This is a genomic window from Sulfitobacter sp. CB2047, from assembly GCF_000735125.2.
GTDB classification, from domain to species: domain Bacteria; phylum Pseudomonadota; class Alphaproteobacteria; order Rhodobacterales; family Rhodobacteraceae; genus Sulfitobacter; species Sulfitobacter pontiacus.
In genome coordinates, this window is record NZ_CP072613.1 from 3,181,509 (window position 1) to 3,204,945 (window position 23,437).

The window sequence follows — 23,437 nt, forward strand, 5'->3', positions numbered from 1 at the left end:
TTTACCTTTTAAAAATGAAAAATTCCGATCGTAAGCTTTTCGTAAGCTTACGCTGGTCATGAGCACGCATCTAAATCTGCGAAAGCTCTATTATGGCCTCTGTGAAGACCCTTTTATCCCGGCTAGCCGTTCTGCGTGAACGGATAAGCATCTCCCCCGTGCTGCTGACCGTTCTTTCCATCGCATTCGTGTTCAGTGTCGATAATAGCACATTCTGGAACATCTCAAGGGATGTCTTCTCGGGCCACCTATTGTCGCTCGTGGGCTTTATGGGGGCTGTGTTCTGTTTGACGTTGGCCGCCTTCAGCCTGTTCGCATACCCATGGACGGTTAAACCGTTTCTGGTCTCGATGCTCATACTGGCCGCCATGACGTCTTATTACGTCGATACACTTGGCATTATCGTTGACCGCGATATGATACAAAATGTCATGGTGACCACCGTCGCGGAATCCCGGCATCTGATAACACCTGGCTACATCACCCATATTATTGTCTTCGGTGTGTTGCCCGCGCTCGTCGTGATCTGGGTGCCCATTCGACCCCAGACGCGGATCAGGGCGGCTGTAACGCCGATACTGACCTTTGTTGTCAGCCTTGCATTGGCCGCAGGATTGCTGATGTCAGACCTGAAATCCTATGCTTCGATCCTGCGCGAGCGGAAGGATTTCATGAGCAGCTACCAGCCCGGTGCCCCGTTGGTAGGCGCGATCCGATACGCCAAGATGATGTCGCGTTCGGCCAATCTGGTCCTCACCAGCACCGGAACGAATGCAAGGGGCGGTTCTGCCTATGACGCGCCGCAAAAGCCTATGCTGACCGTTGTCGTTGCGGGGGAAACCGCGCGGGCGCAGAATTTCAGCTTGAACGGATACGGCGTCGACACGAACCCAGAGCTGTCCAAGCTGCCAATTATCAACTTTAGCAATATCCAGTCCTGTGGCACTGCCACGGCGGTGTCACTGCCTTGTATGTTCTCAAAATACAGCCGAGATGACTACAGCTTTGAAAAAGGCACCTCGACCGAGAATGTGCTAGATGTCTTCGGGCATGCCGGGCTGCAGGTCGAATGGTGGGACAATAACACCGGCGACAAAGCGATTGCCGCACGGTTCAAGACACGCAGGTTCAACGATCTGACCGACCCGGAGTTCTGTGCAACGGGTGAATGTATCGACGGCATATTCCTTGAGCCGTTGAAAGACTACATCGCATCGATCAAGCAGGACACGGTCTTGGTTCTGCACCAGATCGGCAGTCACGGGCCGACCTATTATCAGCGCTATCCGGCGGCATTCGAACGCTTCACGCCCGCATGCCGTACGGCGGAGTTCAAGAAATGCACCCCGCAGGAGATCACCAATGCCTATGATAACACCATCGCCTATACGGATCAGATCCTTGCCCAGACGATAAAAATGCTTGCCGCGAATGAAGCTTTGGCCACGTCACTGCTTTATGTGTCCGACCACGGTGAATCGCTTGGCGAACGCGGGCTGTATTTGCACGGGGCACCCTATTTCATGGCCCCGGACACGCAGACCCATGTCCCGATGCTCCTATGGATGTCAGACGCATTCCGAACCCGCTTTGGCATCGATGAAAGCTGTGTGGCGGAACAGAAGGACAAGCCGCTGTCACACGACAACCTGTTCCATTCCCTACTTGGGATGCTCGACATCAACACCGCAGAGCGTAACCCCGATCTGGATATCTTTGCTTCCTGCAAAACAAATACTGAGGTGGCCAAGATATGAAGCCGGAAATTATCAAACCGCTTGAGAAACCCGAACGCGTTACGGGGGTCGCCCATCTGTTTGCCGCTGCGGGCTATTCGATTGGCGGGCTGCGACGTCTTTGGATGGAAACCGCGTTCAGGCATATTATTGTGGCGCTGCCAATCGGTAGTGTTCTGCTCTACATCATGGATGCGGGTGTCGCTGATTTTCTGGTCTTTCTGGTCCTCTTTTCCGCTCTTGTCGCGGTCGAGGCTCTGAATACGGCGATCGAATGTATCGTCGACCACCTTGCTCCACAGTGGGAAGTTTTCGCCCGTGACGCCAAAGACCTTGGTTCGCTCGCGACCATGTGTTTGCTTTTCGCGAACGGTTTTTTCATGGCTGTGGTCGCTTTGCGCTATTTCGGGATGGCCTGAGATATGCCGATGCACCGGCCGCAGAAAATAGAATGCCCTAAGCCTGAAACTATGATCATGTCAGCATCAGCCGAATTGGCTAAGCCGCGTCTCGGAACTGGACAGTAACATTATGCGCATACTCTTGATCGAGGATGAAAAAGCTTTGGCGCGGCCGCTGAAAGAGCATCTGGAAGCGGATCTTCACATTGTCGAATGGTTCTGCACCCTGGACGAGGCAGACGCCGCGCTGCGTACGCTATCCTATGATGTGGTACTTCTGGACCTGCAGTTGCCTGATGGCGACGGGTTGGATTTTTTAAGCAAACTGCGGGCAAAGGCCATACGCACGCCGATCCTCATTCTCACCGCCCGCGACAAGGTGTCGGACCGGATAGAGGGGTTGAACAGGGGGGCTGATGACTATGTGATCAAGCCTTTTGACCTAGATGAGGTCAAAGCGCGCATCCATACCGTCTGTCGACGCAGCGCCAACCAGTTTGCCCAAACGGTTCAGCTGCACGATGTGGTGGTCAATCTGTCCGATCACACCGTCATGCGCGCTGAACAGCCCGTACGTCTGACCGCTAAGGAATGGGGCGTCTTCGAAACGCTACTGCGCCGCAAACCCCAGATCGTGCCGAAGGAGAGCCTTGAAGCTGCCATCTATGACTACGGCGAAGAAGTCGAAAGCAACGCGATCGAGGCACATATCAGCCGTTTGCGCACGAAATTAGGCAAAGACCTTATCGCCACGCACCGTGGTTTAGGCTACGCCTTGACCTCATGACACGCCGCCACAAAAGTCTGGTTCAGTCGCTGCTTGGGTCGCTGCTTGTGCCCGGGCTGGCGGTGATGGTGATTGGCGTTTTGATCGTCCAGCATATCTTCAAGGACGAGTATGACGAGCTGCTTGATGCCAGCCTGATTGGCAAGGCGCATCTCTTGGTGGAGTTCATCGAAACGACCCAAGGCGACGCGGGCTTTGACGTGGGCGGCTTGCTGGATTTTGAAAGCAAACTGCGTAAGCCGGATGAACGCGCGTTGATGTGGTATCTGGATCCGGATGGTCAGGTCTACGCGCAGTCAAAAAGCGTTGGTGCTTTCGCGCTTCCCACGCCATTGGCCACCGGGCTAAGCACCGCCGCCGGGCATCGCTTTATCATGCTCCGTTCAGATCAGCCCGAGACGGGCAGCGTCGTGGTGGCCGAGCCGATGGTGGAACGCAATGAGGCGATAACCGATGTGGTGATCGCTGTGGCGATCGGTTTTGGCCTGTTGGGGGCGCTTTTTGCGGTATCCTCCTTCTGGGCGGTTCGACGATCAGTCGCGATGATTGCCGAGCTCAGCCGGAACATCGCAGAAAAGAACGAACACAACCTTTCCCCGATTGAACGCGAGAATGTCTTTTCCGAAATAACCCCGGCGATTGATACGCTTGACGGGCTCATGGGGCGACTTGACCGCGCCATCACCGCAGAACGTGCCTTTGCCACGAATGCCGCGCATGAATTGCGCACCCCCGTTGCCATTTGTCTGGCGCAGGCGCAGCGGCTGCGGGCAAAGCTGAGCGACCCCGCAAAGATCGACAATATCGTCGAAATCGAAACAGGTCTGAAGCGGCTTGAGCGCTTGATCGAGCGCCTATTGCAATTATCAAGGGCGCAATCAGGACTGGGCCTCAATGCGGTCGCGACGGATGTTTCCCCGGTGATCACGCTTTTGATGTCCGAGATGCGCAGCCGAAGCCGCACCCCGGAAAAGATCGAATTGAAGTTTCCCGAAACACATTTTTCAACGCGCGTCGATCCGGATGCCCTCGGGATCATCCTGAACAATATGTTCGACAACGCCCTGAAGCACGCTAGCGGCCCTTTGCCCACGGTTGTAGACGCCAGCCAATCGGGGAGAGTTGCCGTCGTGAACGATTGCGCCCCTCTCTCACCTGCGGACCTCGACCGCATAAAGCAGCGGTTCAACCGGCGTGGCGCGCTGTCAGACGGATACGGGCTGGGACTGTCGATCATACAAGATCTATGCGCCCAGTCCGGATGCCAACTTGAAATTTACGTACCCCGGGAACTGAGCCCGCGCGGTTTTGCCGCCGTCTTGCGCCTGCCCGAGACGACGAACGACCCAAGGTGACTTTCCTCAGCTGATCCAGAAGCACGCCCAAGCAGCACCAAACGTTGTAAAATGCGTGTCAGGTCAGCCGCGCGTAAAGGCCATTGCGCGCGCGCAAGCTGTCGTGCGTTCCGGCTTCGACCTTGCGCCCTGCCTCCATGACGATGATCTGGTCGGCATGTTTCACCGTCTCAAGCCGATGCGCGATAATGAGCGTGGTGCGGCCCTTTGAAAGCCGCTCCAACGCCTGCTGGATGTCGCGCTCCGTCTCGCGATCCAGCGCCGATGTTGCCTCGTCCAGGATCAGGATCGGTGGGTTTTTCAAGAAAGCGCGAGCAATGGCGACGCGCTGTTTCTGCCCGCCCGACAGCATGACACCCCGCTCGCCCACGATGGTTTCCAGCCCCTCGGGCAGCGCGGAGACGAGCGCGCCCAACTGGGCATTCTCGACCGCGGCATCCAGTTCCGCCGCCGTGGCATCGAGTTTTCCGTACAGGATATTCTCGCGCAGGGTGGACCCGAATAGGAACACATCCTGAGAGACCAACCCGATCTGAGAGCGCAGACTGTTCAGGGTCATATCCGCAATGTCGATCCCATCAATCGTAATCCGCCCGCCGGAAGGGTCGTAAAACCGCGGGAGCAATGCCAGAAGCGTTGTCTTGCCTGCACCCGACGGCCCGACGAAAGCCACTGTCTCACCGGCTTTGGCGGTCAAGGTGACGTTGTGCAGAACGGGCAACGGGCTGTCATAGGCAAATGACACATCGTCAAAAGCGACCTCGCCTTGCGTGACGGTCACTGCGACGGCATCCGGCCGATCGCTGACATCGCGATCGGTCTGCAACAAGTCGGTGTAGCGTTGGAAACCGGCGATACCGCGGGGATAGGTTTCGATCACAGCGGCAATTTTCTCCAGCGGGCGGAAAAAGACGCTGACCAGCAGCAGGAAGCCGACAAAGCCGCCCGTGGTCAGCGACCCTTCCAGCACAAAACCAGCACCCGCCACCATCACCACAACCTGCACGAAACGCAGGCCCATGTAGTGGATCGCACTGGCCTTCGCCATGATCGCATAGGCCGACAGTTTGGTCCTGCGATAGGCTGCGTTGTCACGCGCGAACAACGTTTCTTCGTGATCTTCATTGGCAAAGGCCTGCACGACCCGGATGCCGCTGATGGCTTCCTCCAGGCGCACGTTAAAGGCCCCCACACGCGCATAGATATCGCGCCAAGACCGTGTCATGCGCGCCCCGTAAACGGCCACGACCCAGACCATCAGCGGCACGATCACGACCGTAATCAGGGCGAGCGTGACATGCAGATTGATCATCAACGCAAAGGCTCCGACAAAGGTGACCACCGCGATGAACAGATCTTCGGGCCCGTGGTGCGCGACCTCGCCTATTTCTTCAAGGTCGCGGGTCACTCGGGCGACAAGCTTGCCGGTGCGCGCCCGGTCATACCAGCGCCAAGACAGCCGCGTCAGATGCGAAAAAGCGCGGCGGCGCATCTCGGTCTCGATCTCGATCCCCAGACGGTGCCCCCAATAGATCACCACCCCCATCAGGGCGGTATTGACCAGATACACCAGCAACAACCCAATCGCGGCCAGTATGGTCAGCCTCAGGTCGCCAAGCGGTAGCAGGTGATCTATGAAGGCGGTGATGGCGAGCGGGAAGGCAAGCTCCAGCAAGCCGGACAGCACGGCAGAGCCGAAGTCCACCCAGAACAGGCGCGTGTGGGGACGATAGTATTCGAAAAATTGGCGGAGCATTAGGCTGGCTTTCGGATGAATATGGTCGGGGTCAAATCGGGTGAACGACCGGGCTGGGCTTTGTGTCGATGACCTGCATGGGCAGCCCGTAGATCCGCTGAAGCGCGTCGGGGTCGAGCAGGCAGTGCGCATCGCCCTCAAGCGCCACGCGCCCGGCATCCAGCGCGATAACATGATCGCAAAAGCGCACCGCCATATTCACGTCATGCAGCACCACCACGGCAGAAAGCGACCCGGCGTTGACCGTTTCACGTAGCAGCCCCAGCACGTCGATCTGATGGGCCACATCCAGCGCCGAAATCGGTTCATCCAGCAGCAAGCTACGCGCCCCCTGCGCCAGCATCATCGCTATCCACGACCGCTGTTTTTCCCCACCTGACATAGTGTCGACCATCTGGCCGCGCTTGTGCTCCAGACCACATTGAGCAATCGCCGTATCAATCATAAAGCGATCCTCGGGTCCCAATCGACCCAAGGCTCCGCGCCACGGGTATCGGCCAAGCGCGACCAGCTCCTCCAGCCACAGCCCTTCGGTCGGGGGGGTTACCTGCGGCAGAAATGCCAGATCGCGGGCAAAATCCCGCGGCTTCCAGTCCCTCAGATCTTGGCCGCCATATTGGATGGTTCCGGCGCTCGGCCGGGTTTGCGCGGCGAGCATTTTCAGCAGCGTTGATTTGCCCGACCCGTTGCGCCCGACAAGCGCCGTGATCCCCGGCTTGATCGCCAAGGAAAGGTGATCGACCAGCCGCCGCTTGGGCACGTCGAAGCAGACATTTTCGAGCGTAAAGAGGGTCATGCGTGTCTCCGTCCGAGCAGGGCAATGAAAAGCCAGGGCGTGCCGATCAGCGTCGCGAAAAGCCCCAGCGGCAGGTCGTAGGGGTAGCTGGCGGTGCGCGCCCCAAAGGCCGCGAGGCTCATGAGCAACGCACCCAGACACCAGCTGGCAGCCAGAAACGGCGCAGGGCGCAGCAGGCCAAGGCTGCGGGCGATATGGGGGGCCATCAGGCCAACGAAACTGACCGGGCCGACCAGCACGCTTGCCGCGCCAGTGGCCAGCCCTGCCGCCAGCACAACGGCAAGCCGCACGACGCCAAGCGGCACCCCCAGACCCTGCGCGACACCCGATCCCAGCGGCAGGATGTCGAACCAGCGCGACAGCAACAGCGCCGCGCCAAGCGCCGCCACCGCCATTGCGGCAAGCGCCATCGCCCCTGCGACCGTGACCCGTGTAGCGCTTCCCGCAAGCCACCCCAGCAAGGACCATGCTCTGGGATCACCTGACGCCATAATCGCTGCCAGAAGGGCCGAGGCGAAGGCTCCGATCGCCAGCCCCGCCAGCAACAGCCGCGCCGGTGCCATATCACTGCGCGCCGCATAGGCGGACAGGATGATCAGCGTTGCCGCTGCCCCGCCAGAAGACCCGAGCGCCAGCGCCAAGGGCGACGGGGCGGGCAGCAGGAACAGCGTCGCCGCATAGCCAAGCGCGGCACCACCGGTCACACCCAGAACCTCGGGCGCGGCCATCGGGTTTGCCGTCACCCGCTGCAATGCCGCCCCCGAAAGTGCCAGCAGCGCTCCGGCAGCGGCAGCCGCCAGAATGGCCGTGGCCCGCAATGGCACGAAACTCGCCGCAATCGCGCCCGATATCACGCCCCAGCCCTCGGGTCCGCGGGTGCCAAACAGACTCAGCACGGCAAAGGCGACCGCCGCGCAGGCCAGCAGAGCAACCCGCCGCCACGGGTGCGGCGCGCGCGGTGGCAGGGTGTCGTTACGCTCGGCCTCGGGCGGGACAATGTTGCGCAATCGCGGGAGCAAAGCGATCAAAAGCGGCCCGCCGATCAGCCCGGTCAACGCGCCCGTCGGCAGTTCTGGCAACCCAAAGGCGGCAAGCGCCAGCAGCGCGCTGTCCACCAGCCACAGCAGCAGCGCGCCCGCCAGTGGCGCGGCCAGCAGGACTTGCGCCACGCTGCGCGCGCCCAAACGCCGTGCCAAGGCCGGTGCCGCCAGCCCGACAAACCCGACCAGCCCCACCTCGGCAGAGACCATGGCCGAGACGAACACCGCCAACGCCAGCGCCGCGACCCGTATCGCCCCGACCTGCGCCCCAAGCGCCTTGGCCGTGGCCCCGCCAAGGCTTAGGACCACCAGTGGCCGCACCAGTAAGGCGGCTCCTGCCGCCCCCAGCACCAGCACCACAGTCAGTCGGATCACCCCGTGCCAACTGTCTTGTGAAAGCGCCCCGCCGTTCCAGATCACCAGCGACAGCAGGTAGTGCCCCTGCCCCAGTGTGAGCGCGGTAGAGATGGCGGAAGCAAGCATGCCCACCAGCATCCCCGCGATGGTGACCGTAACAGGCGCAAAGCCACGCCGCGCGCCAAGCGCCATGACAATGAGCGCTGCAAGCCCGCCTCCGACCAATGCGACAGGGCCGGGACCAAGGGCGAGCATATTCGGCCATAGCAGCGTGGCGCAGACCAGCGCCAGCTGTGCACCCGAGGCCACGCCAAGGGTCGTTGGATCAGCCAGCGGATTGCGCAGCACAGCCTGCATCAAGGCACCCGACAGCCCCAGAAGCGCCCCGATCAGCAGGGCAATCACGGCCCTCGGCATCAACCCGAAGGCAAAGAGGATCTGTTCGGGTGACAGGTCTTGCGGACCTGCGACGGGCAGCACCCATTGCGCAGCGGGCAGGGCGGCAAGCGCTGCGATGGTCCATAGGCACGCCGCGCCGAGGGCGGCCACAAGGGGCAGCGTTAAAAAGGGCGGACGGATCATGCGGCTTCCAGCGCCGTCACAAGATGGGACGCAAAACGCAGCCCGGAAGGCGCGCCGCCAAAGGGCATCTGATCGGGCAGATACGACACGCGACCCGCCCGCACGGGCGGCAGCGCGGACCAAAGCGCGCTTTGGCCAATCGCGCGCCGTGCAGTGACCGGCAAAGCGCCCGCGATGACTAGATGCGCCTGCGGAAAATCGATCAATCTGGACAGAGGGACCGGGGCATTGAATCCGAATTCAGTATCGCCGCCCCAGGCATTCGTCAGGCCGATCCGGCGAAGCGCCCCGCCATACAGGCTGTCGCTGCCATAGATCTGCACATGACGCGCATCCCCCACCGTCATCACCACAAAGGGGCGCGCGGCAAAGTCTGTCGCCCGTACGCGCAGCGCATCGAAAGCGGTCTCAAAGTCCCGACGCACCCGGTGCCCAACCTCTCCGCGGTCCAGCTGTATTGCCAACGTCTCCAGCGCCGACAGCGCCTTGGGCAGCGCCGGTTCGGTCGGGATGAACATATTTTGCGTGAACACCGGTGCGATACGTCCCAACTGCGGTTCAACGAAACTATAGAAATTCGACGACAGGATCAGGTCAGGGGCGACAAGGCTCAGCGCTTCGAGGTTGGGGCTGCCGCGCAACCCGATATCCGCACAGCCCGGGGGCAGCGTCACCGCCGTACCGCGCAAGAATTGACGTTTCTCTGCCACGGCAACCAGCGGCAGGTCGAGGGCGGCAGCGGTTTCCGCCATCGCCCAGTCAATCGCGGCGAGGCGCGATCCCCCCCAACCGCGCGCACCGCGCGCGCGAGATGCCACAAGAGCGCAGGCTCCTGTGGCAATGATCGCGCGGCGCGTGAGGGCGAGGCGCTTTACCACTTCTTGGACAGCGTCGCAGAGATCGTGCGCCCGTCGCCATAGTAGGTCGAGAAATAGCCCACCGACGATACATAGGCCTCGTCTGTCAGGTTGGTCACATTGACCTGCAGCTCCGTGCCGTCGTCAAAGTCATAGGACACAGCCGCATCCAGCAGCGTCACAGAGTCGAGCTGATTGGCATTGGCGTTGAACGCATAGCGTTCCCCGATGAACCGCGCGCCTGCGCCCACGGTCAGCCCGGCAAGCGGCCCGCCCTGTATCTCTTTTGATGCCCACAGCTTGAAGGTATGTTTCGGGGTCAGCCCCAGTTCGTTGCCATTGTTGTCACCGCCGATGATCTCGCTATCGGTATAGGAATAGCCGCCCGTCACGCTCCAGCCGTCGGCCAGATTGGCACGGCCTTCCAGCTCTAGCCCGCGGATGCGGGATTTGCCGACCTGATCATAGGCCCGCACCCCGGCCCCATTCTGTACATAGACGGGGCGGTTCTTTTCTTCGAGCTGATAGATCGAGGCCGACAAAAAGGCATCAAGGGTGGCGGGCAGGTATTTCGCGCCAACTTCCCATTGCTCGCCCGTGGTCGGGTCAAGCGCTGTGCCCGTGTCGCCCGGTTCAGCAAAGCTTTGGAACGAGGTGCCATAGGACAGATAGGCCGACACGCCATTGTCCCAGACATAGCCAAGGCTTGCCTGACCGGTGGTGGCGCTGTCGTCGCGTGTCAGATCAACGGTGCCGGGCGTGCCGCCAGAGCCCGGAACGGTGTAAAGGGTGTTGGACTGCCCTTCGGATTTGTTGCGATCATGGCGCAAGGCCAGACCAGCGCGCCAATGGCCATATTCGATTTCGTCGCTGGCGTAGATGCCGACCTGTTCCACGGTCACATTCTTGTTCGCATACCAGCTTGCCCCGTCGCGCACCGGCGTGATCGGGCTGTAGTCTGGCGCGGCAAAATCAATGCTGTCCTGACCATAGTAAAACACGCTGAGCGCAGATTCTTCGAACCGGCTGGCATCGATACCAAAGGCGAGATTATGCAGCACATCGCCGGTCAGCGCCGAGCCTTCAAGCCGCAGGTCCGTGGCATAAGACGTCGCATCTTCGTCTTGCAACAGCTGTGTGCGCGCCACATCGGTGCCGGTCACCCCGCCGACAGAAAGGTTGGAATAGGACCAGTCGAATTTCGTCACGCCCGTGTTGCTGACCAGCCGCCAGCCATTATCGAACGTATGGGTGACCTGCGCGCCCAGATTAAGCACTTTGCGGTCGCCGTATTCCAATGCCTCATTGCCAAAGTAGAAGTCGCGCAGGTCTTCGTCGGAACGGGTGCCGACCAGCCCGTTGGGCACGCCCGAGGGGGAATCCGGGTCGTCATCCTGATAGGACAGCAGGAATTCCACCGTCGTTGCATCGGTCGCCTGGTATTTCGCGGCAAAGCCCAGATAGGCCCCGGGGTTGTCGTATTCATCGATCCCCAGAACGCGATTGCCCGCCTTGCCGACGATGCGGTAAGCAAAGCGGTCATCGACCACGCGGTTGGCATCGCCAAAGACATAATGGGACCCGTTGCCATCCGCATGCAGGCCCAGCTCGGTCGTGTCGCCATCAGATTGCGCGCGTTTCTGGATCAGGTTCACCAGCCCGGCGGGCGACCCTGCCCCATATAGCACCGAATTTGGGCCGCGCAGAAGCTCCACCCGTTCCATGCCGTAAAGATCAAGCGAGGGCGCGCCATAGTTCGGACGCGTAGAGCGGCTGAATTGCAACCCGTTGAGGTAGATCTGGTTTTGCAGGTCAGCCCCGCGGACAGAAATTGAATCAAACCGCGGATCGGCCCCATAGGCTTCGGTCACGACACCCGCCGCATAGCCAAGCGCCTCTGACAGATTGTTGGCGGCCGTATCCTCGATCTGGTCGGTGGTGACCACCGTGACGGAGGACGGCGTTTCCAGCAAGGACCGCCCGCTTTTGGTCGACGCCGTGGTGCCCGCGGCATAGCCCACCACCGGGCCGGTCGGGTCTTCTTCGGACTGGATGATGATCTCGCCCAGATCAACGGCGTCCTGCGCCGTCGCCACACCGGCAGACAGGGCCAGCGCGCTGGTCCCCAGCATCAAGAAAAAGGTGAATTTCATGGATATACGTCCCGCTGTTTATTTTTCCGAGTATTTAACTCAGCTATAAGGCGACGTCTTGAACGCATCCGCCGTCATTTGTCCCAATCCGCTGTAAACGTATCACTGAATATCGCGTCGCCACTGCGATGGCGGCACCCCGACAGACCGGCGAAAGACCCGTGACAGATGGGCTTGATCGGAAAAACCGGTTGCCGCGGCGATGTCGGCAAGGGGGCGTCCGGGGTCGGCCATCATCTCCTTGGCGGCGACGACGCGACACTCGGCGATCCAGCGTTGGGGCGACAGACCCGAGGTTTGCTTGAACGCGCGGCTGAACCAGCTTTCGGAGAGCCCCGCCAAATCGGCCAATTCGCCCACACCGACGGGGCGAAATATATTCTGCGCCATGTACTGCCGCACGGCCGTCATATGCTGAGGCGACAGCCCGCCGGACGCAGGCAGGGCGTTTTGCGACGCCGGGTCCATCACTGCGCCCAAAAGCGATTGCAGCAGGCCTTCCAAGACCATCGTCCCACGTTGAGGGGTCTCCACTTCGCTGGCCGCCAGACGGCCAAGGGTCAGCAGCACGCTATCCTCCGGCGCAAACATCACGCGGCGGGGCAGCTCTGATACGCCGATCGCACCAAGCCGTGTCTGCAATGCAGCTGCGTCGAAATGGAAATCAATATGGCTGAGCCTTTGGGCCTTGCCCAGCTTGCTCCACAACGGGGTGCCCGCCGGAACAAAGAAAGCGCGCGTTCCGAATTGGGCCGTCGCCCCCTCGCCCGTTCGAAGCGCGATCAGCGGCGGGGTGTCATCCAGAAAGACGACAAGGCGCGGATCCGGCGCGGTGTAATACCCGCCGCCCCCTTGGTCCCCGTCGACATGCCAGACATCTGCGATAGCCCCCGACAAAGGCCGAAACCGCAAGGGCTTGATCGTGCGCAGGTTGCGGGTCTGCGCCTCCATACGAGGGACAAAAACCTGTGGCACATAGGATTTTGATAGAGGGGCGGATGACATGACGACGCGCTGAGACAGCTCCAGAATTCTGAAACCATTTTCTGACAAATTTACTCGGATAAGTCAATTCCGCAACATCCCCGCGGGGATCTGCATGTAAGTTCAGTCTTGCACCATCGATACGACGCGCCCCACTGCGCTTTGCGCCAAGGGCATATGAGCCTGATGGGCCTCCCGAGGCCACCGGATGAACAGCATGGCCTCGCCTGCGATCCTATTAGCGCTCAGCGTCGCTTCCAGATCTTGAAGGGAGCAGCGCAAAATCTTCTGATCCTTGCGCTGCGCTTTCGCGGCGATCTGCAGGTCGAACTGAACCCCCGGATGCGCTGTCTTTAGGTGATCCACAATCTGTGGCGCAGCACCCACGGCCATGTAAAGCGCCACGCATGTGCCGGGTCTGATGTCCTTGATCGGTTCAGGCACCGCATACCCAGCTTGGCGATGGCCGGTCGTCAGCACCACGGTGTCGATCTTGCCCCGATCCGTCAGGCTTTCACCGATGCTCGCGGCCGCGGCGCAGGCCGCGGTGACGCCGGGGATGATCTCGAATGCGATACCGCTGGCTTTCAGCGCATCGACTTCTTCAGTGCTGCGCCCGAACACCCCCGGATCACCGCATTTCAGGCGCACGACGCGCTGGCCGCGTTTGGCAGCCATCACAAGGGTCTGTGTGATTTTCTCTTGCGGCCAGCTGTGACAGCCCGGAGCCTTCCCGACGTAAATGCGCTCGGCGTCACGACGGGCCAATTCAAGGATATCAGGGTCAAGCAACCGGTCATAATAGATCACATCTGCTTCTTGCAGGCGCTGCACGCCGCGCAGGGTGATCAGATCCTTCGCCCCCGGTCCCGCGCCAACAAGGCTGACGCTGCCGACCGCAGCGGTGCCGAAGTCGCCCGTTTCGATGGCCGTCTTGATACGCTTGGCCGCCGCGCGTTCGGCACCGGCGGCAAACATCCAGCGCGGGCTGTCGTTGAAGACCCAACGCCACAGATCGCGACGCGCGCGCGGATCAAGGCGCGCAGACGCTTTCCCCCGCAACCGGCCCGCAAGAGCAGCAAGATCCCCCAGCCGCGGCTCGAGCATTTCCTCTACTTTCGTCTTGATCTGGCGGGCCAGCACCGGGGCTGTCCCCTCGGTGCCGATGGCCACGACCACCGGATCACGGTCCACGATCGAAGGCGTGATCGCGTCGCAAAGCTGTGGCTGGTCTACCACGTTCACAATCGCCCCGGCCTCTTTGGCCAAAACATGCAGCGCCATGTCAGCACCAGGGCAGCCAGTGGCAATAAAGGCCAGCGCGGTGTCTGAAAAGCTGTGCGGGGTGATTGGACCGTCGTGAAGTGTGACACGGCCCGATGCAGCAAGGTCCGACAGTTCGGCATCGAATGTGGCCGCCCAGATCTCGACCGTCGCCTCGGTTTTCAGGATCAGTCGCGCCTTCTGGGCGGCCTGTTCGCCTCCGCCCATGATCACGACGCGGCGGCCCGCCATTTGCAGGAACATTGGAAATGTCTTCATGCGGATTGCTCCTTTGACTGGTGTCGCTGGTCCCAAAGGCTGCGCGCCATTTGGTCGGCTTGAGAGAGCGTCGGAGACGCCTTCAGCGTCCACAGCGCAAGTGCCGCAGTGCCGGTCACCGTGGCGATTGCGAAAGGGTCGTCCACGCGCCCCTGCCACAGGCCCTGCAGGTCGATGACATCGCCTGTTTCATGCAAACGCCGGGTGTCATCCAGGATTGGCGCGGCGGTCTGCTGGATATGCGCCCCGTCGCGCAGGCCGAACAGGGCGATGTCCTTGGAGGGATGACGTTCGAATTCGCCGCCGCCCCCTTTGATGATGCTCAGATCATGCTGGCCCAATAGCTGCGCGGCTTGGGCCTGCAGGCTGCGGTACGACGGGTGGAACACGCCTTGCACCGTCGCCGGGGCCTCGGACGGGTTCCACATCCGCAATACCGTATTGAAGCACGATCTGAGGCCGAGTGTATCGCGCAGGTTCAAGATGCTGAATGCCGCAGGGCTTAGGGTTTCTAGCGGGGTATAGGCCACCTGCGGCCCGGCAAGATCAATCACCTCGCGCACCGATGCATTGGCCGATTGATGCGAATTCCACCCGTGCATCGAAATGCTGTAACCGGCCTGCCCCACCAGCCGCGCAGCAAGGAGGAACAGCGGCACCCCCCGGCTGCGGCCTGCGGCGTAGGACGGCCAGTCCAGATCCGCTTTGGGCAGTTTGCCCACCACATGCGCGCGCAATGCTGCGGTGAAACCGGCAATCTCTTCGGGGGTTTCGCCGCGCAGACGCATGACCATCAACAGCGCGCCGACCGCTTCGGGGGCAGCATCACCGCGTAGGATCAGCGCCATGGCGTCCTGAGCTTCGGCCAAGGTCATAGCGCGGGCACGCCCCTTGCCGCGCGCGACGATCCGGACATAGGGGGCCAGGCTCATTCTGCGGCCATCCGTTGCAAGGTCTGATCCAGCAGGGCGGCGAGTTCGGGTTTGCACGACCCGCAGTTTGTCCCCGCGCAGGTGGCGTCGCCCAAGGCCGCGACGGTAGAGGCCCCGCCGGCGATCGCGGCCAGCAAAGTGTTGCGCCCCACATCAAAACAGGCACAGACCGTAGCACCCGGGTCCGGCCGGTCAGAGGCATTGCGCCCGGCGAGCGCCGCCAACGCCGATGTGTCCGTCCCGATCAGCGCGATAATCGCACTGCGCGAGACGACCACCGGATTGGGTGATACGAAAAGCAGCCCGGTGATCCGCCCACCTTGGGTTATCGCAATCCGGACGCCACCGGTCGCCGCGTCGGACTGGAGCGAAAGATCACCCTCCGCCTGCCCCGTCAGAAGGCGGGCCTCTGCCTCCCAATCCTCGGGGTTTTTGCTGCCCGCCAGCTCTGCCTGCCAGCCGGTATTGGTGCGGGCCACGGCGGCATAGGTGGTGCGCGGGTCGGGTTCCAAGATGCTTGCCAGAAAGCCGTACCATTTCGCTTTGAAAACCTCGGCAGTGACAGCGCTGGCCTTCAAAGCGGGTTGACCTGAAATCGGATCGGTCAGCGGCGTCATGACGCTATTGACCGTGCCCGCGGTGCTGCGCTGACGTGTCCAGTGCATTGGCGCGAACAACGCGCCTTGGGCGACGCGCGGGGTGATCAACGCCCGCATCAAAACACGACCACGGCTGTTTTGCAGCGCGATCAACGCCCCGGGGAGTGCCCCCAACGCGGCGGCATCAACTGGGTTCATCTCTACATAAGGTTCGGCCAGATGTGCCCCAAGCCGCGCCGATTTGCCCGTGCGCGTCATCGTGTGCCACTGGTCGCGGTTCCGTCCGGTATTGAGCGTAAAGCGTGAATTCAGCGACACAGGCGATGTCACGGCAACCATCTGCGCCTTGCCGTCAGGATGATAGTATTGCCCGTTCGCAAAGAAACGCGCCCCATTGCGCGGCCATTGGGTCGGCACCATTTTCGCGTAATCCGCATCGGCAAAAATGCTCAGATCAAGATCGCGCGGGAAGGCCGAAGCAGCCCGATCAAGCGCGACATATTCGGCAAAGACATCCGCGGATGAGCCATAGGAAAAGGCACCCGAAAACCCCATACGCGCGGCCACGTCGCTGATGATCTTCCAGTCGGGCCGCGCATCACCGGGGGCGGGCAGAAAGGCGCGTTGGCGCGAAATGCGCCGTTCGGAATTGGTCACGGTGCCGTCTTTTTCACCCCACCCGGTGGCGGGCAGCAGGACGTCAGCCAAAGCGTTGGTATCCGTCTTCTCCATGATGTCAGACGTAACAACAAAGGGCACATTTGCAATTGCCGCCGCCACGCCATCGGCATCGGGCAACGACACCGCGGGGTTGGTCGAGATAACCCACAGTGCCTTGATCTGGCCGTTGGCACAGGCCTCGAACAGATCGACAGCCTTCAGTCCCGGTTTTGTGCAGATCGTCGGGCTTTGCCAGAAACTCTGCACCGCGCTGCGGTGCGCTTCATCCCCGATCTCTAGGTGGTTTGCCAGCATATTGGCCAGACCGCCCACTTCGCGGCCCCCCATGGCATTGGGCTGGCCGGTCAATGAGAAAGGGCCCATCCCCGGATTGCCGATGCGCCCTGTGGCAAGATGGCAATTCAGGATCGCGTTTACCTTATCCGTGCCACAGACCGATTGGTTGACGCCTTGGGAGTACGCGGTGACGACTTTAGGCGTGTTTGCCCAAAGCGCATAGAAATCGGCCAATTCCCGAGCGTTCAACCCGCTGTCCGCCGGATCACTGGCCTGTGCCGCCGCCAGTGCCGCGTCCAGCCCGTTCACATGGTTTTCGGTATAGGCCGTGTCGAGTTTTCCGGTCTCTGCCAGATACGCCAGCAACCCATTGAACAAGGCAACATCCCCGTCGGGAGCGATCCTCAGATGCACATCCGCCAGATCGGTGGTCGCCGTACGGCGCGGATCGACATTGACGATCCGCATATGGGGGCGGGCCTGTTTTGCGGCGGCAATACGCTGGTGCAGGACCGGATGGCACCACGCCAGATTGGACCCGACAAGCACAACCAGATCGGCTTGCTCCAGATCTTCATAGGTGCCGGGAACGGTATCGGTGCCGAAGGCACGCTTGTGACCCGCGACAGAGGAGGCCATGCACAGACGTGAATTCGTGTCGATATTGGCCGCCCCGATGAACCCTTTCATCAGCTTGTTGGCGACATAATAGTCTTCGATCAGCATCTGGCCCGAGGCGTAGAAGGCGACGCTTTCCGGCCCATGCTGCGCGATGGCATCGCTGAACCTCTGCGCCACCATATCCAGCGCCGTATCCCAGTTTGCCCGCACCCCGTTGATCTGCGGATGCAAAAGCCGCCCGTCCAGATCGATGGTTTCCCCCAAGGCAGCGCCTTTGGAGCAGAGCCGCCCGAAGTTGGCCGGATGATCCGGATCCCCCTTGATTGTACCATCGGCGGCCGCCAGCACACCGCAACCTACACCGCAATAAGGGCAAGTGGTGCGCGTGAGGGTCATGCGGCGCTCCGCGCGTGCAGGAACGTCCGGTCCAGCAGGATGCGCCCGCTTTCCACCCGCGCCGGATAGGTCGCGACGCGGCCCGCGTCCGCGCCCTGCGCCTCTCCGGTCTCGAGAGAGAATACCCAGTTGTGCAGCGGGCAGGTTACGGATTTGCCATGCACGATGCCTTCGGCCAATGGCCCCGCCTTGTGCGGACAGGCATTATCAAGCGCAAAGACCTCATCCTCGGCGGTGCGGAACACCGCGACACAGCCAAGCGTGGTCTTGATCATACGCGCACCGCGCTGTGGCACATCATCAAGTGCTGCGATATCGATCCAGCTGGTCATTCCGCAGCCTCCAGTGACAGGGTTGCAAGGGGTTTGTAGCGCTCGGCCTGCTGGGTCACGTGTTCGGCCCACGGGTCTTTGCGGTAAATCGTCTGGCTCAGCTCGAAGCGATCAACCAAAGCGTCGCCTTCGGCAGCAACCCGTTCCTTGATCCAGTCCAGACCGACCTTGGCCATCCATTTGTAAATGCGATCAAGGTATTTGGCATTCTCGCGATACAGCTGGGTCACCGCCTTGATCACATTGATCGCCTCTTGCTCGGTCGGCACCTGGATCAGCAATTCGGTTTCCCTGACGTCCATACCGGCCGCCCCGCCGATGCTGATCTGGTATCCGCTGTCGACACAGATGACCCCGATGTCCTTGCAGGTCGCTTCGGCGCAATTGCGCGGGCAGCCCGACACCCCGAGTTTCAGCTTATGCGGCGTCCAGGCCCCCCAGAGCTCTTTCTCAAGCTGGATGCCCAGTCCGGTGCTGTCCTGGGTGCCAAAGCGGCAATGATCCGTGCCGACACAGGTTTTGACCGTGCGCAGCCCTTTGGAATAGGCATGTCCCGACACCATGCCGGCCGCGTTCAGATCGGCCCAGATGGCGGGCAGGTCTTCGCTTTTTACGCCCAATAGGTCGATCCGCTGCCCGCCGGTGACCTTGACCGTCGGCACCATGTATTTATCCGCCGCATCGGCAATGGCACGCAGTTCGTCCGGCGTGGTGATCCCACCCCACATGCGGGGCACGACGCTGTAGGTGCCGTCCTTCTGGATGTTGGCGTGTTTGCGTTCGTTGATGAAACGCGATTGCGGATCGTCGCGATATTCCAGCGGCCAATCGGCAAGCAGATAGAAGTTCAACGCGGGGCGGCAGACATGGCAACCGTCGGGCGTCTTCCACCCGCACTCCTGCCAGACCGCCGGCATCGAGGTCAGTCGCTGCGATTTGATCATCCGCCGCACGTCTTCGTGGGTCATGTCGGTGCAGCCGCAGATCGACGCCGCGGCAGGCAAGACGAAATCATCCCCCAGCGTGACCGCCAATACCTGTTCGACCAGCCCGGTGCACGTCCCGCAGGATGCGCTGGCCTTGGTCGTCGCTTTGATCGCGCCCAGATCAGAGGCGCCCGCCGCGATGGCGTCTTCAATTTGTCCTTTGCAGATACCGTTGCAGCCACAGATCTCCGCGTCACGCGGTAAGGCTGCAACAGCTGCTAAAGGGTCCAGGGGGGTCCCCCCTTGGTAGGCCGGGCCGAAAATCAGCGTATCGCGCATGTCCGCGATGTCGGTCTTGTCGCGTATCAGGCCAAAGAACCAGTTGCTGTCGGCGGTGTCGCCATACATCACCGCCCCGATAACCACGTTGTTCTTGATCACCAGACGGCGATAGACACCCCGCGCCGGATCGCGAAAGACGATATCCTCGCGCCCCTCGCCATCGGCAAAATCGCCCGCACTGAACAGATCGCAGCCCGTCACCTTGAGCTTGGTCGACAGCTCTTTCGGGACAAAGGTCGATGACTGCCCCAGCAGGGTCTGCGCCGCCACTTTTGCCTGATCGTACAGCGGTGCCACCAGACCGAACAGCGCGCCATTATGTTCCACGCATTCCCCGACAGCCAGCACATCGACGTCGGAGGTCACCATCTGGTCATCTACATGGATGCCCTTTCCAACGGCCAAGCCTGCGCCCTGCCCGAGGGCCACGTTGGGGCGGATGCCCACGGCCATGACCAGCAAATCGCAGGGCAGTTCCGTCCCGTCATCCAGCAGCAGGGCACGGACCTTTCCGTTCTCGCCCAAGATCTCCTTGGAATTTGCGGCGCATTTGACGGTGATGCCCTTATCCGTCAGGGCGCGGCGTAACAGATAGCCTGCGGCCTCGTCCAATTGCCGCTCCATCAAATGCCCCATGATGTGCACAACGGTCACGTCGACGCCGCGGGCCGCCATGCCTGCCGCCGCCTCCAACCCCAGCAGCCCGCCGCCGATCACGACGCATTTACTGCCTTCGCCCAACCCCATCATCCGTTCGGTGTCTTCCAGATCGCGGTAGGCGATGACGCCGTCCAGATCGTGACCCGGCAAGGGGATCATAAAGGGGTTCGATCCGGTGCCCAGAACCAGCTTGTCATAGGACACCGTGCCATTCTCGCCCGTGACGGTCTTAGCCGCACGGTCTATTTCCAGCACCTTTTCGCCAAAACGGCAGGTGATGTCATTTTCGGCGTACCATCCAGCATCATGGGTCACGATGTCGGCATAGGTCTTCTCTCCCGACAGGACCGGGGACAGCATGATGCGGTTGTAGTTGCCCCGTGCCTCTGCGTTGAAAAGGGTGATGTCATAGGCTTCGCGGTCCTGTTCCAGAAGGTGCTCCAGCACCCGACCGGAGGCCATACCGGCACCGATAACGACAAGTTTCTGTTTCATGGTCTCACTCCGCCGCGATTGCTTTGGGTTTCGGTGTCCCGCCGGAGGCAGGTGATTTCGGCGCATTGCCGTGTTCGTATTCCTCGAGGAAATCGAGCACTTCTTGCCGGTAGCTGTAATAGTCGGGGTGTTCGAGCAGCGCCTTGCGGGTGCGTGGGCGCGGCAGGTTTACGTCGGTGATCTTGCCGATGGTGGCCTGCGGGCCGTTGGTCATCATCACGACACGGTCGGCCAACAAAATCGCCTCATCCACATCATGGGTCACGCAGATCGCCGTCACTTTGGTGCGCGACCAGACTTCCATCAGCACTTCCTGCAATTCCCAGCGGGTCAGACTGTCGAGCATGCCGAACGGTTCATCCAGAAGCAGCAGTTTGGGCGATAGGGCAAAGGCACGGGCGATGCCGACGCGCTGTTTCATGCCGTTCGACAGGCTGGCGGCATTCTTGTCCATACTGTCTGCCAGCCCGACACGTTCAAGGTAGTATTCCACCACATCCTGACGTTCCGCCTGCGACGCGCGGGGATAGACCTTGTCGACACCAATGGCGACGTTCTCCTTGGCCGAGAGCCACGGGAACAGATTGGGCGACTGGAACACGACGGCGCGTTCGGGGTCTGCACCTTGGACGTTCCACCCGTCCAAACGGATCGCCCCTTTCGAGATCGGGTTCAGCCCCGCAGCCATCGTCAGCACAGTGGATTTACCGCAGCCCGAATGCCCGATCAGCGAGATAAATTCGCCCCTGTTGATCTTGAGATCAAAGTTCTCGACAACGGTCAGCGGCCCTTTCGGCGTCGGATACACCTTGTCGAGCTGCGAGAAATTCAGGAATTTTTCCTGGATGGCACCTTCCTGCGCCTTGGAGACTGCCGCGGGCACTGAATGGATCGGCGTGACATTGGGCAGCATACGCGTTTCTTCGACTTTCGCGGCGATGCCAATGTCCATCAGATAGGTCGTGACCTGCCCGCGCAGCGCCTTGAATGCCGCGTCATTGTTCATCGCAATCCGGTCGCGGGGGCGGGGAATGTCGACTTTGAATGCCTCCCCAAGCGTGCCGTCCGGATTAAGGGCGATGATCCGATCCGCCAGAATGATCGCTTCATCCACATCATTGGTGATCAGGACGCAGGTTTTCTTGTCTTCGTCCCAGATCGCCTCGATCTCATCCGCGAGATTGGCGCGGGTCAGGGCGTCGAGCGCCGACAGCGGCTCATCCAGCAGCAGCATTTCGGGGTCCATCGCCAGGGCGCGTGCCACATTGACCCGCTGGCGCATCCCACCGGACAATTCAGCAGGGCGGCGCGTGGCCGCATGGGACAGGCCCACCATGTTGACATAGTGATCGACCTTGGCCGCCCGTTCGAGTTTGGAGAGATCAGGGAACATCGTATCGACAGCAAGCCTGACGTTGCCCTGCACCGTCAGCCACGGCATCAAAGAATAGTTCTGAAAGATCACACCGCGTTCGCGGCCCGGTTCGGTGATGGGCTTCCCCTTGTAGGTCACGCTGCCCGAGGTCGGCTGCTCCAGCCCCGCCATCAGATTGATCAACGTCGTCTTGCCGGTGCCCGAGAACCCGAGGATGACGACGAATTCACCTTCGGCAACCTCAAGGGTGATGTCCTTGAGAACGGGTTGGGTGCCATAGGTTTTGGTGACATTGGTGAAGTTCAAGATACCCATATCGATCACCGGTTATTCGAGAAGGTGAACATGGACTGGAGCGCATACATCACACGGTCAAGAAGGAAGCCGATGATGCCGATGGTCAGCACCGCGACCATGATCCGCGCCAGACTTTGCGAGCTGCCGTTCTGGAACTCATCCCAGACGAATTTTCCAAGCCCGGGGTTCTGCGCCAGCATTTCTGCCGCGATCAAAACCATCCAGCCCACACCAAGCGACAGCCGCAGCCCGGTAAAGATCAATGGCAGCGCCGAGGGCAGCACCAGTTTGGTGATCTTGGTATAGGTATTCATTTTCAGCACGCGACTGACGCTGACAAGATCCTTGTCGATGCTGGCGACGCCAAGGGATGTGTTGATCAGCGTGGGCCAGAGCGAGCAGAGCGTCACGGTGATCGCCGAGATGAGGAACGACTTGGAGAACATACCGTCATTGGTGCTATATACGGCTGATACGATCATGGTCACGATGGGCAGCCATGCCAGTGGCGAGACCGGTTTGAAGATCTGTATCAGCGGATTCAGCGCCGCATTCGCCGTTACAGACAGGCCCGCAGCGATGCCCAACGGGATGGCAACGATCGACGCAATGAGAAAACCGAAAAGCACCGTTTTGATCGAGGTCCAGATCTGGTCGTAGTAGGTTGGCTTGCCTGTATAGGCGCGATCACGCACACGGTCTGCGTTGCCACTTGCGATATGCTTGGCGTTGCGCGCCTCTTGCCGCTCGTAGAAGGCGGCTTCGCGTTCGCCCTCGCGGATGGCGTCCTGATGCAACTCGCCCACCTGCTCCCAGACTTGGGCAGGGCCCGGCACAGCCCCGAGCGAGGTTTGAACCTTGGGGGCCAAGCTTGCCCAGAGGGTCAGGAAGATCGCAATCGCCAAGAGCGGCACGCCCAGAAGCCGCCAGATCTCGCCCGCCTGCGCGCGCGGATTATCCCCCGCGGCGGCCTTAAGAATCGGTGTCATCCAAGACAGGCCAAAGACGCTGAACCATGCGTCGGCCTTGTTGATCCGGGCAAAGCGCCGCGCGCGGCGGGCTTCGATATCGAGTGTGTTTGTGTCAATCGCGGTCATATCGGCTGTCCAATTGCTGCTTTTGATGAAAGTGGCTCCCTCCCCCCTTTCCGCTTTGCGGT

17 protein-coding genes are annotated in these 23,437 nt (G+C 61.0%); 4 read left to right on the forward strand and 13 right to left on the reverse strand.

Annotated elements, in window-relative coordinates:
- Nucleotides 1-158 precede the first annotated feature (158 nt).
- From IV89_RS15695 to IV89_RS15710, 4 genes are all read left to right on the forward strand, one after another.
- Nucleotides 159-1,757 (forward strand): phosphoethanolamine--lipid A transferase, encoded by a 1,599-nt coding sequence (locus IV89_RS15695; protein WP_037944880.1) that lies wholly within the window; start codon nt 159-161, stop codon nt 1,755-1,757.
- Nucleotides 1,754-2,155, forward strand: coding sequence for a diacylglycerol kinase (locus IV89_RS15700; RefSeq protein WP_009825846.1), 402 nt, complete (start codon nt 1,754-1,756; stop codon nt 2,153-2,155). Before IV89_RS15695 ends, IV89_RS15700 begins: the two co-directional genes overlap by 4 nt.
- Before the next feature lie 112 nt (nt 2,156-2,267).
- Complete coding sequence (locus IV89_RS15705; protein ID WP_037942989.1) at nt 2,268-2,924, forward strand: response regulator transcription factor; 657 nt, start codon at nt 2,268-2,270, stop codon at nt 2,922-2,924.
- Nucleotides 2,921-4,279: a HAMP domain-containing sensor histidine kinase gene (locus IV89_RS15710; RefSeq protein ID WP_037942987.1), complete on the forward strand. Its 1,359-nt coding sequence runs from the start codon at nt 2,921-2,923 to the stop codon at nt 4,277-4,279. The genes IV89_RS15705 and IV89_RS15710 overlap by 4 nt, the downstream gene beginning before the upstream one ends.
- Before the next feature lie 58 nt (nt 4,280-4,337).
- Here IV89_RS15710 and IV89_RS15715 read toward each other — a convergent pair whose 3' ends face one another.
- The 13 genes from IV89_RS15715 to IV89_RS15775 form a co-directional block, all read right to left on the reverse strand.
- Nucleotides 4,338-6,035 (reverse strand): ABC transporter ATP-binding protein, encoded by a 1,698-nt coding sequence (locus IV89_RS15715; RefSeq protein ID WP_037942986.1) that lies wholly within the window; start codon nt 6,033-6,035, stop codon nt 4,338-4,340.
- A gap of 31 nt (nt 6,036-6,066) precedes the next feature.
- Nucleotides 6,067-6,831 (reverse strand): ATP-binding cassette domain-containing protein, encoded by a 765-nt coding sequence (locus IV89_RS15720; RefSeq protein WP_037942984.1) that lies wholly within the window; start codon nt 6,829-6,831, stop codon nt 6,067-6,069.
- A complete protein-coding gene (gene fhuB, locus IV89_RS15725; protein WP_037942983.1) occupies nt 6,828-8,810 on the reverse strand; it encodes a Fe(3+)-hydroxamate ABC transporter permease FhuB in 1,983 nt (660 codons plus the stop codon). Before fhuB ends, IV89_RS15720 begins: the two co-directional genes overlap by 4 nt.
- Complete coding sequence (locus IV89_RS15730; RefSeq protein WP_235183742.1) at nt 8,807-9,628, reverse strand: ABC transporter substrate-binding protein; 822 nt, start codon at nt 9,626-9,628, stop codon at nt 8,807-8,809. The genes fhuB and IV89_RS15730 overlap by 4 nt, the downstream gene beginning before the upstream one ends.
- Nucleotides 9,629-9,681: 53 nt before the next feature.
- The gene (locus IV89_RS15735; protein ID WP_037942977.1) at nt 9,682-11,820 is read right to left on the reverse strand and encodes a TonB-dependent siderophore receptor; all 2,139 of its coding nucleotides are present in this window, start codon (nt 11,818-11,820) and stop codon (nt 9,682-9,684) included.
- Between the two features lie 102 nt (nt 11,821-11,922).
- The gene (locus tag IV89_RS15740) at nt 11,923-12,825 is read right to left on the reverse strand and encodes an AraC family transcriptional regulator (protein WP_235183741.1); all 903 of its coding nucleotides are present in this window, start codon (nt 12,823-12,825) and stop codon (nt 11,923-11,925) included.
- A 102-nt stretch (nt 12,826-12,927) separates the two neighbouring features.
- Complete coding sequence (cysG, locus tag IV89_RS15745) at nt 12,928-14,346, reverse strand: siroheme synthase CysG (RefSeq protein WP_037942973.1); 1,419 nt, start codon at nt 14,344-14,346, stop codon at nt 12,928-12,930.
- Nucleotides 14,343-15,278 (reverse strand): glycosyl transferase family protein, encoded by a 936-nt coding sequence (locus IV89_RS15750; protein ID WP_037942971.1) that lies wholly within the window; start codon nt 15,276-15,278, stop codon nt 14,343-14,345. Before IV89_RS15750 ends, cysG begins: the two co-directional genes overlap by 4 nt.
- Nucleotides 15,275-17,851: a nitrate reductase gene (locus IV89_RS15755; RefSeq protein ID WP_081858764.1), complete on the reverse strand. Its 2,577-nt coding sequence runs from the start codon at nt 17,849-17,851 to the stop codon at nt 15,275-15,277. Before IV89_RS15755 ends, IV89_RS15750 begins: the two co-directional genes overlap by 4 nt.
- Nucleotides 17,848-18,183 carry a nitrite reductase small subunit NirD gene (nirD, locus tag IV89_RS15760; protein WP_005850994.1) on the reverse strand — a complete coding sequence of 112 codons (336 nt, stop codon included), beginning with the start codon at nt 18,181-18,183 and terminating at the stop codon, nt 17,848-17,850. Before nirD ends, IV89_RS15755 begins: the two co-directional genes overlap by 4 nt.
- Nucleotides 18,180-20,606, reverse strand: a complete 2,427-nt coding sequence (gene nirB, locus IV89_RS15765; RefSeq protein ID WP_037942969.1) for a nitrite reductase large subunit NirB — start codon at nt 20,604-20,606, stop codon at nt 18,180-18,182. Before nirB ends, nirD begins: the two co-directional genes overlap by 4 nt.
- Before the next feature lie 4 nt (nt 20,607-20,610).
- Complete coding sequence (locus IV89_RS15770) at nt 20,611-22,296, reverse strand: ABC transporter ATP-binding protein (RefSeq protein ID WP_181358625.1); 1,686 nt, start codon at nt 22,294-22,296, stop codon at nt 20,611-20,613.
- 5 nt (nt 22,297-22,301) lie between these two features.
- Nucleotides 22,302-23,375 (reverse strand): ABC transporter permease, encoded by a 1,074-nt coding sequence (locus tag IV89_RS15775; RefSeq protein ID WP_005850988.1) that lies wholly within the window; start codon nt 23,373-23,375, stop codon nt 22,302-22,304.
- Between the last annotated feature and the right edge of the window lie 62 nt (nt 23,376-23,437).